The sequence below is a fragment of the Pseudomonas sp. FG47 genome (assembly GCF_057809115.1).
Genome location: NZ_JBMDJI010000069.1, coordinates 1 through 10319, shown reverse-complemented (window position 1 = coordinate 10319; position 10319 = coordinate 1). Strand labels below are relative to the sequence as shown.

The following is a 10319-nucleotide window of genomic DNA, read 5'->3' as shown; positions in this document are numbered from 1 at the left end:
AACCGCTGACCTCCTGCATGCCATGCAGGCGCTCTCCCAGCTGAGCTATAGCCCCACAATGTCGCTCTGAACCGAAGCGCTGGCTGGGTGCCTGGCGTTTCGTTTGCGTTCATCGCTGTGGACGGGGCGCATATTAAGATCGGATTACGAGGCTGTCAAACGAATTTTTGAAATTATTCAAAATTTTTTTCACAGATAACAATCACTTACCGCCCTGCCCCAGTGTACTTCGCAGCCACGGCCCGTGTAGGAGCGGCCTTGTGTCGCGAAAGGACCGCATGGCGGTCCCTCGATTTCAACATCAGTACATGAATCGCCGGGGCCGCCATGCGGCCCTTTCGCGACACAAGGCCGCTCCTACAGGTTCAGCGAAAGCTGGATCAGGCGATGTTCGCCAGCAGCTTTTCCCATTCCTTGTTTTCTTTCTTCGACACGCCGCCCAGCAGGTCCAGGGCCTGGCGCAGACGGTAGCGGGTCAGGTCGGGGCCGAGGATTTCCATGGCGTCGAGTACCGACACCGAGCTGGCCTGGCCAGTAATGGCGGCGAACATCAGCGGCATGGCGTCACGCAGCTTGAGTTCCAGCGCCTCGACCACGGCCTGGATGCAGCCGGTGATACGGTCTTTTTCCCACTGGCGCAAGCTTTCCAGCTTCCACAGGATCAACTGCAGCACCTGGCGGACTTGGTCGGCGGACAACTTCTTGCTTTCGAACAGCTTGGCGTCGAGCTTGAGCGCGCCTTCGAAGAAGAAGCCGCCCAGCGGGGCGATCTGACTGAAGGTTTCGACCCGGCCCTGCACGTGCGGGGCGATCTGCATCATGTAGTCGCTGTTGAACGCCCACTTCTGTACCCGCGCGGCGAACTCCTGCACCGGCAGCTCACGCAGCCACTGGCCGTTGAGCCACGACAGCTTCTCGATGTCGAAGATCGGGCCGCCCAGGGAGATGCGCGACAGGTCGAAGTGCTCGACCATCTCGGCCAGGGAGAACTTCTCGCGCTCGTCGGGCATCGACCAGCCCATGCGACCCAGGTAGTTGAGCATCGCCTCGGGCATGAAGCCCATGCGCTCGTAGAAGGTCACCGAGGTCGGGTTCTTGCGCTTGGACAGCTTGGACTTGTCCGGATTGCGCAGCAGCGGCATGTAACACAGCTTGGGCTGCTCCCAACCGAAGTACTCGTACAGCTTGATCAGCTTCGGCGCCGACGGCAGCCATTCCTCGCCACGCAGGACGTGGGTGATGCCCATCAGGTGGTCGTCGACCACGTTGGCCAGGAAGTACGTCGGCAGGCCGTCGTTCTTCATCAACACCTGCATGTCCATGCGGTCCCACGGGATCTCGACGTCGCCACGGAGCATGTCCGGCACCACGCAGATGCCTTCGCTCGGCACTTTCATGCGGATTACGTGCGGCTCGCCGGCGGCCAGGCGACGCTGCACTTCCTCGGCGCTCAGCAACAGGGCGCGGCCATCGTAGCGCGGGGTTTCGCCGCGGGCCATCTGCTCGGCGCGCATCTGCTCCAGCTCTTCGGCGGTGCAGAAGCAATAGAAGGCGTGACCGGCATCGACCAGTTGCTTGGCGTACTGGGCGTAGATCTCGCCACGTTCGCTCTGCCGGTAGGGGCCATGCGGACCGCCGACATCCGGCCCTTCGTTCCATTCGATGCCCAGCCAGCGCAGGGCGTCGAAAATCTGCTGCTCCGACTCGCGGGTCGAGCGCAACTGGTCGGTGTCTTCGATCCGCAGGATGAACTCACCGCCGTGCTGCTTGGCAAAGCAGTAGTTGAACAGGGCGATGTAGGCGGTGCCGACATGGGGGTCGCCGGTGGGCGATGGCGCGATACGCGTGCGAACGGTGGTCATGGTGAGTCTCGAACGAAGATTCAAACAAAGGCCGAATGTTAGCAGGGAGCAGGCACCGGGCTCCAGCAATGGCGCTATCGTCACTTGTGAGCCGGCCGGGTACCGCTGTTAAATTTGCTTACACTTTTGCAATCCTGGTCCCCCATGCCCGCCCAACTCAAACGCCGCCTGCTGATCTTCATCACCCTGGTGCTGCTGGTCGCCCTCGCCTTCCTTGCCCACTGGTACTTCAAGGGGCGCTTCTACGAGAGCACCGACAACGCCTACGTCCAGGGCGAGATCACCCGCATCTCCAGCCAGTTGGCCGCGCGCATCGACCAGGTTCCGGTGGAGGACAACCAGCATGTGCGTCAAGGCGACCTGCTGGTGCGCCTGGAGACGGCTGACTTCGAACTGGCCGTGGCCCGCGCCCGCGCCGCCCTGGCCACCCGTGAGGCGGAGCTGGCACAGGCGCAGAGCCGCCTGGTCCAACAGGGCAGCCTGATCGCCGCCGGCCAGGCCCAGGTGGCGGCCAGCCAGGCCACCCTCGACCGCTCGCAGCTCGACCTCAACCGCGCCCAGGCCCTGCGCAAGCCGGGCTTCGTCTCCGAGGAAAGGGTCACCACCCTGGCGGCGGAAAGCCACGTCGCCCGTTCGCAGGTGGACAAGGCCCAGGCCGACCTCAAGGGCCAGCGCCAGCAGGTCGATGCGCTGGGTGCCGAGCTCAAGCGCCTCGACGCGCAAATTGCCAATGCCCGCGCCGACCTGGCCCAGGCCGAACTCAACCTCACCCGCTGCGCGATCCATGCGCCGATCAGCGGCACCATAGGCCAGCGCAGCGCGCGCAATGGCCAGGTTGTGCAGGCTGGCGCCTACCTGCTGTCGATCGTCCCGGACGAGGACATCTGGGTGCAGGCCAACTTCAAGGAAACCCAGATCGGCAGGATGCACCCCGGTCAACGCGCCGAACTGCTGTTCGACAGCTACCCCGACACGCCCATCGAAGCCCGCGTCGACAGCCTGTTCGCCGCCTCTGGCGCGCAGTTCAGCCTGCTGCCGCCCGACAACGCCACCGGCAACTTCACCAAGGTGGTGCAACGCATCCCGGTCAAGCTGACCTTCGCCGCCGACAATCCGCTGCATGGCCGCATCCGCCCGGGCATGTCGGTCACGGCCACGGTCGACCTGCTCGACGGCAACGCGGATGGCCGGTGACCAACTGCTGCGCCCAACGCAGGAGCCGAGCCGACGCGACTGGATCGCGGTGATGAGCGTGATGCTGGGTGCCTTCATGGCGGTGCTGGACATCCAGATCACCAACTCGTCGCTCAAGGACATCCAGGGCGCGCTATCGGCGACCCTGGAGGAAGGCTCATGGATCTCCACGTCCTACCTGGTGGCGGAGATCATCATGATCCCCCTCACCGCCTGGCTGGTGCAGTTGCTCTCGGCACGACGCCTGGCGGTGTGGGTATCGCTGGGTTTTTTGGCGTCATCGCTGCTGTGCTCGATGGCCTGGAACCTGGAAAGCATGATCCTGTTCCGCGCGTTGCAGGGCTTCACCGGTGGCGCGCTGATCCCACTGGCCTTCACCCTGACCCTGATCAAGCTGCCCGAACACCACCGCGCCAAGGGCATGGCCATGTTCGCCATGACCGCCACCTTCGCCCCTTCGATCGGCCCGACCCTAGGCGGCTGGCTGACCGAGAACTGGGGCTGGGAATACATCTTCTACATCAACATCCCGCCGGGGCTGGTGATGATCGCCGGCCTGCTCTACGGCCTGGAAAAGAAGGCCGCGCACTGGGAACTGCTGAAAAGCACCGATTACGCCGGCATTGTCAGCCTCGGCCTGGGCCTGGGTTGCCTGCAAGTGTTTCTCGAGGAAGGCCATCGCAAGGACTGGCTGGAATCGAGCCTGATCGTCAGCCTTGGCACGGTCGCCCTGCTCAGCCTGATCCTGTTCGTGATCCTGCAGTTCTCCCGCGCCCACCCTCTGATCAACCTGCGCATCCTCGGCAACCGCAACTTCGGCCTGTCGAGCATCGCCAGCCTGGGCATGGGCGTGGGGTTGTACGGATCGATCTACCTGCTGCCGCTGTACCTGGCGCAGATCCAGGGCTACAACGCCCTGCAGATCGGCGAGGTGATCATGTGGATGGGCATCCCGCAGCTGTTCCTGATTCCGCTCGTGCCGCAATTGATGAAGGTGATCTCGCCGAAGGTGCTCTGCGCCCTGGGCTTTTGCCTGTTCGGCGTGGCCAGTTTCTGCTCCGGGGTGCTCAACCCCGACTTCGCCGGGCCGCAGTTCAACCAGATCCAGGTAATCCGCGCCATTGGCCAGCCGATGATCATGGTCACCATCTCGCTGATCGCCACGGCGTATATCCAACCCCAGGATGCGGGGTCGGCGTCGAGCTTGTTCAACATCCTGCGCAACCTGGGCGGCGCCATCGGCATCGCCCTGCTGGCGACGCTGCTGGATGCCCGCACCAAGGTGTATTTCGACTACCTGCGCGAGGCGCTGGTACCAAGCAACCCGCAAGTGGCCGAGCGCCTGGCGCAACTGGCCGAGCGCCTGGGCAGCGACAACGCCGCGCTGGGCAAGCTGAGCGAAATCACCCACCAGCAGGCGTTGATCATGGCCTACAACGACGCCTTCCATTTTGTCGGGATCGGGCTGGCGGTGAGCATGTTGGCGGTGTTGCTTACGCGCAAGTTGCCGCAGGGGTTGAAGGCGGGCGAAGCGCACTGATCGAGTTGCACCTGACCTGTAGGAGCGGCCTTGTGTCGCGGGGCCGCAAAGCGGCCCCGACCATTTCTGCCTTGACGCTGAGATCCTGGGGCTGCTCCGCAGCCCTTTCGCGACACAAGTCCGCTCCTACAAGGATTGCATAGGGCTTTAGCTAGCCAGCAACCGCTCGCGCAGCTTGCCGATCTCGTCGCGCAACTGCGCCGCGGCCTCGAACTCCAGGTCGCGGGCGAACTGGAACATCTTCTCCTCCAGTTGCTTGATGCGCTTGGTGATCTCGGCCGGGCTCTGCAGCTCGGCCTCGTAGCGCCCGGCCTCCTCCGCAGCCTTGGCCATGCCCTTGCGCTTCTTGCTGCGCGCGCCTGGCACGGTGGCGCCTTCCATGATGTCGGTGATGTCCTTGACCACCCCCCTGGGCACGATGCCGTTGGCCTGGTTGAAGGCCAACTGCTTCTCGCGACGACGCTCGGTCTCGTCGATGGCGCGTTGCATCGAGCCGGTAATGTTATCGGCGTAGAGGATCGCCTTGCCGTTGAGGTTGCGCGCGGCGCGGCCAATGGTCTGGATCAGCGAGCGCTCGGAACGCAGGAAACCTTCCTTGTCGGCATCGAGGATCGCCACCAACGACACCTCGGGCATGTCCAGGCCTTCGCGCAGCAGGTTGATGCCCACCAGCACATCGAAGGTGCCCAGGCGCAGGTCGCGAATGATCTCGACCCGCTCCACGGTATCGATGTCCGAGTGCAGGTAGCGCACCCGCACATCGTGGTCGGCCAGGTAGTCGGTGAGGTCCTCGGCCATGCGCTTGGTCAGGGTGGTAGCCAGCACCCGCTCGCCCTGGGCGACACGCTTGCCGATCTCCGACAGCAGGTCGTCGACCTGGGTCAGCGCCGGACGCACCTCGACCTGCGGGTCGACCAGGCCGGTCGGGCGCACCACCTGCTCGACCACGCGCCCGGCGTGCTCGGCCTCGTAGGGCCCCGGGGTGGCGGAAACGAAGATGGTCTGCGGGCTCACCGCCTCCCACTCGTCGAAGCGCATCGGCCGGTTGTCCAGCGCCGACGGCAGGCGGAAGCCGTACTCCACCAGGGTTTCCTTGCGCGAGCGGTCGCCCTTGTACATGGCGCCGACCTGGGGAACACTGACATGGGACTCGTCGATCACCAGCAGCGCGTCCGGCGGCAGGTAGTCATACAGGGTGGGTGGCGGCGCGCCCGCCGGGCGCCCGGAAAGGTAGCGCGAGTAGTTCTCGATGCCGTTGCAGTAGCCCAGCTCGAGGATCATCTCCAGGTCGAAGCGGGTGCGTTGCTCCAGGCGCTGGGCCTCGACCAGCTTGTTGTGCGTGTTCAGGTACTCCAGGCGCTCCTTGAGCTCTTCCTTGATACCCTCCACCGCGTCGAGCAGGGTCTCCCGCGGGGTTACGTAGTGGCTCTTGGGGTAGAAGGTGAAACGCGGCAGCTTGCGGATCACCTCGCCGGTCAGCGGGTCGAAGGCGGCGATGTTCTCCACCTCGTCGTCGAACAGCTCGATACGAATGGCCTCGAGATCGGATTCGGCCGGGAAAATGTCGATCACGTCGCCCCGCACCCGGAACGTGGCGCGGGCGAAGTCCATCTCGTTGCGGGTGTACTGCAGGTCTGCCAGGCGTCGCAGCAGGGCGCGCTGGTCGAGCTTGTCGCCGCGGTCGACGTGCAGGACCATTTTCAGATAGGTCTCGGGGCTGCCCAGGCCGTAGATGCACGAAACGGTGGTGACGATGATCGCGTCGCGCCGCTCCAGCAGCGCCTTGGTCGCTGACAGGCGCATCTGCTCGATATGGTCATTGATCGAGGCATCCTTCTCGATGAAGGTGTCCGACGACGGCACATAGGCTTCGGGCTGGTAGTAGTCGTAGTACGAAACGAAGTACTCCACCGCGTTGTTCGGGAAGAACGCCTTGAACTCGCCGTACAACTGGGCCGCCAGGGTCTTGTTCGGCGCCAGCACCATGGTCGGGCGCTGCACCTGCTGGATCACGTTGGCGATGCTGAAGGTCTTGCCCGAACCGGTCACCCCGAGCAGGGTCTGGTGCGAAAGGCCCGCGTCGATGCCCTCGACCATCAGGCGGATGGCCTCGGGCTGGTCGCCGGCCGGCTGGAATCGGGTGACGAGCTGGAACTCGGACATGACGGACCTCGTGGATGTCGCGGCAACTGTAAATTTAGCCAGTAGTCTATACCCAAATGCGCGCGCCGGGCGCGGCTTTCAAGGCCAAGCTGTGAACGCGCATTGCAATGGACCGGGCAATTCGACCAATGGTCGAAAAATATTTGCGCAAACCGCTGGAAAAGCAGCGGCAGACTGTCGCGGTGACCGGTCGGTATCACTATACTGACTCCCCGTTTGTGCACCGCTTCAGTGCCTTCGGCTGGAGCGTGGCGCCCCTATCACTCTCCTATCAGAGCCAAGGTAACAATGAGCCTGTTTTCCGCTGTCGAGCTGGCACCCCGCGATCCCATCCTGGGCCTCAACGAAGCATTCAACGCCGATACCCGCACCGACAAGGTGAACCTGGGCGTGGGCGTTTACTGCAATGAGGAAGGCCGTATCCCGCTGCTGCGCGCGGTGATCGAAGCCGAGACCGCCCGTGCCGCCCAGCACGCCTCCCGCGGCTACCTGCCGATCGACGGCATCGCCCAGTACGACCAGGCCGTGCAAAAGCTGATCTTCGGCGCCGAATCACCACTGCTGGCCGCAGGCCGCGTGGTCACCGTGCAAGCCGTTGGCGGCACCGGCGCGCTGAAGATCGGCGCCGACTTCCTCAAGCGCCTGCAGCCGGGCGCCGTGGTCGCCATCAGCGATCCGAGCTGGGAAAACCACCGCGCCCTGTTCGAGAGCGCTGGCTTCCCGGTGCAGACCTACCGCTACTACGACGCGGCCAGCAATGGCGTCAACCGCGCTGGCATGCTCGAAGACCTGAACAAGCTGCCAGCCGGCTCGATCATCGTCCTGCACGCCTGCTGCCACAACCCGACCGGCGTCGACCTGACCCTGGACGACTGGAAGAACGTGCTGGAAGTGGTCAAGGCCAAGGGCCACGTGCCGTTCCTCGACATGGCCTACCAGGGCTTCGGCGATGGCATCGACGAAGACGCCTTCGCCGTGCGCCTGTTCGCCGAGTCGGGCCTGGAATTCTTCGTTTCCAGCTCGTTCTCCAAGTCGTTCTCCCTGTACGGCGAGCGTGTCGGCGCGCTGTCGATCGTCACCGCCTCGAAGGACGAGAGCACCCGCGTGCTGTCGCAGGTCAAGCGGGTTATCCGCACCACCTACTCCAACCCGCCGACCCACGGCGCCAGCATCGTCGCCGCCGTGCTCAACAGCGCCGAGCTGCGCCAGATGTGGGAAACCGAGCTGGCCGAGATGCGCACTCGCATCCACGGCATGCGCAAGCAGATGGTCCAGCTGCTGGCCGAGTACGGCGCCAACCGCGACTTCAGCTTCGTCGGCCGCCAGGTCGGCATGTTCTCCTACTCGGGCCTGACCGTTGACCAGGTCGCCCGCCTGAAGAACGAGTTCGGCATCTACGCCCTGGACACCGGCCGCATCGCAGTCGCCGCACTGAACCAGAGCAACATCCACGTGGTCACCAAGGCCATCGTCGAGGTGCTGTAACTGCTTGATTGTCCGAGGGAAGCTTGACTTCCCTCGGGCCATGGGTAAGATACGCGCAGATTCCGCGATAGCTCAGTCGGTAGAGCAAATGACTGTTAATCATTGGGTCCCTGGTTCGAGTCCAGGTCGCGGAGCCAAACACTGAAAACCTCCAGATGCGCAAGCACTGGAGGTTTTTTCTTTTCCGGCCTGGCGCTTGTGTTCCGACTGCCCTGGACTATCGTCTGCCTGCGCACCTCGCGCAGCAACGACAGGGAGTCAACATGGACACCGTTCGCAACGCCCAGCAGGCCGTGGAAACCGTCGCCGACCAAGCCATTCTCGCCGCGCAGCAAAAGACTTTCGCGGTAGGCGGCTGCATCATCGAGAATGCCACCGGCAAGGTGTTGAAGGCCATGCACAACAATGTGCTGATGCCCCACTCCAACAGCACCGCGCAGCCCCCATTCCTGCCTCATGACCCGACAGCCCACGGCGAGCGCCAGTTGGTGCAGTGGTACTACGACAACCGTCAGGCCATGAACCTGCCGGAGCCCAGCAAGCTAACCGTGGTCACCACCCTGGACCCATGCGCGATGTGCGCGGGCTCACTGCTGACCGCTGGCTTCAATGTGGCCGTCAGCGCCATCGACACCTATGCCGGGGTCAACTACAACAGCCAGTTCAACTTCCCGACCCTGCCGCCGGAAGTACGCCAGACAGCCCAGAAAACCTGGGGCTACTACGCAGTGGGCACACCTATCAATCGGCAGTACCAAGGCTCGGCAGGCCCTGTCTTCGCGACGGAAGCCATCGACGCACGGGTGTTCAGCCTGACCGGCTCGATCTTCGACGCCAGCGTCAATACGGTGCGCGAGGCGAGCAACAACAGCGGCCTGGCGCCTGACCAACTGAAGAACCCGGCGTCACTACCGGCCAATAGCCCGGTGCGCAAGGCACTGACCGAACTCAGCCCATGGGCCTTGACGGTCAAGTTCGACGACCCGCGCATGCCGGGCGCGGGCCTGGCCAAGCCATTGACGGAAACCGCGCGCCATGCCGACACGATGAACGCCGTGGCCTTGCTGGATCCGTTCGGCAACTTGCTGGCATGCCTGGGCGGCCAGGAAAAGCAGTCACCCATTCGCACGGCGTTCATGGAAACCACGCGCCGCTATGCCCTGATGCGCTGGGAACTGATGAACAGCAACGACCCGCAGGTGCGCGCCGAGGCGCAGCAGTACCTCACCCATCCCAAATACGGTACGTTCGTGTTTCTGTACATTCCCGACCCGCGCACCAGCGAGGCGGTGATGACCTTCGGTGCGTATGGCTCGACCATGGAGGGGCCGGTGCCGCAGTCGTTCCCGTCCAACCTGCAATACGTGCTGCTGCACCCGGGGGTTACGCCGCAGGCCGTGGCGCAGTTGGCGCAGAAGCTGCCGCCCTTCTACACCCAGAGCGTACAGGTCGCGCCCAGCCAAGTGCTGGATGACGCCCTGATCCAGGCTGCGAAGGGCACGCTGTAAACCCCGCTGTCAATCATTGGGACAGGGGCTCGGTCACTGGCCGCCCCTCGTCCACCAGGCTCCAGACCAGCAGCTTGGCCGGTTGAGTCTTGCTGGCGTTGCGCGAGACGCTATGCACGGTACCTGGCGCCTCGTACCAGAACTCGCCGGCCTTGTAGGTTTTCTCTGCTTCGTCGTTGAGTTTCGAGGTGACGGCCCCTTCCAGTACGTAGGCCATGACCGCGCCTGGGTGCTGATGCGCCGGAGAGGCTTGGCCTGGGCCATAGCTGACAGTGAGCATCACGGCTTTCTTGCCGGGGGCATTGCTGGGGGCTTGCTCCTGCAGGATCTTCACCTGGTCAGGCTTGTCGCCATGGGCCCAGGCGGGCGACAGCGGGGCAAGCAGGCCTAGGGTCAGCAGGGCAATGGGCAGGTGGATGATTCGCATCGGGTTTCTCCTGAGTGGCAACTACTTTCAGGTTAAGCCCGGGGTTGCCGGGGGCAAATGGCCAATTCGCGAAAAAACCGGGAGGCCGTTGCCGTTGCCGTTGCCGTTGCCGTTGCCGTTGCCGTTGCCGTTGCCGATCA

The 10319-nt window shown here is 63.9% G+C and carries 7 protein-coding genes and 1 tRNA gene; 5 read left to right on the top strand and 3 right to left on the bottom strand.

The features are described 5' to 3' along the window. Nucleotides 1-380: 380 nt before the first annotated feature. Nucleotides 381-1862, bottom strand: coding sequence for a glutamate--tRNA ligase (gene gltX / locus ACODS5_RS24370; RefSeq protein WP_134693303.1), 1482 nt, complete (start codon nt 1860-1862; stop codon nt 381-383). 144 nt (nt 1863-2006) lie between these two features. Here gltX and ACODS5_RS24365 point away from each other — a divergent pair, with 144 nt between their 5' ends. Together ACODS5_RS24365 and ACODS5_RS24360 are read left to right on the top strand one after the other, a co-directional pair. Continuing rightward, a complete protein-coding gene (locus ACODS5_RS24365) occupies nt 2007-3056 on the top strand; it encodes an HlyD family secretion protein (protein WP_489109858.1) in 1050 nt (349 codons plus the stop codon). Continuing rightward, entirely contained in the window at nt 3046-4596 is a 1551-nt protein-coding gene (locus ACODS5_RS24360) for an MDR family MFS transporter (protein ID WP_134693305.1), read from the top strand. Before ACODS5_RS24365 ends, ACODS5_RS24360 begins: the two co-directional genes overlap by 11 nt. 147 nt (nt 4597-4743) lie before the next feature. Here ACODS5_RS24360 and uvrB read toward each other — a convergent pair whose 3' ends face one another. Next, nucleotides 4744-6759: an excinuclease ABC subunit UvrB gene (gene uvrB / locus ACODS5_RS24355; RefSeq protein ID WP_134693306.1), complete on the bottom strand. Its 2016-nt coding sequence runs from the start codon at nt 6757-6759 to the stop codon at nt 4744-4746. A gap of 288 nt (nt 6760-7047) precedes the next feature. Between uvrB and ACODS5_RS24350 the strand changes: the two genes are divergently transcribed. The 3 genes from ACODS5_RS24350 (at nt 7048) to ACODS5_RS24340 (ending at nt 9752) form a co-directional block, all read left to right on the top strand. After that, nucleotides 7048-8244, top strand: a complete 1197-nt coding sequence (locus ACODS5_RS24350; RefSeq protein WP_134693307.1) for an amino acid aminotransferase — start codon at nt 7048-7050, stop codon at nt 8242-8244. 61 nt (nt 8245-8305) lie between these two features. After that, nucleotides 8306-8381: transfer RNA gene (locus tag ACODS5_RS24345), tRNA-Asn, on the top strand. A 126-nt stretch (nt 8382-8507) separates the two neighbouring features. Further along, nucleotides 8508-9752 carry a nucleoside deaminase gene (locus ACODS5_RS24340; RefSeq protein WP_489109857.1) on the top strand — a complete coding sequence of 415 codons (1245 nt, stop codon included), beginning with the start codon at nt 8508-8510 and terminating at the stop codon, nt 9750-9752. Between the two features lie 13 nt (nt 9753-9765). On the opposite strand, the gene ACODS5_RS24335 is transcribed toward ACODS5_RS24340, so the two are convergent. Beyond that, nucleotides 9766-10179: a cupin domain-containing protein gene (locus ACODS5_RS24335; protein WP_134693309.1), complete on the bottom strand. Its 414-nt coding sequence runs from the start codon at nt 10177-10179 to the stop codon at nt 9766-9768. Between the last annotated feature and the right edge of the window lie 140 nt (nt 10180-10319).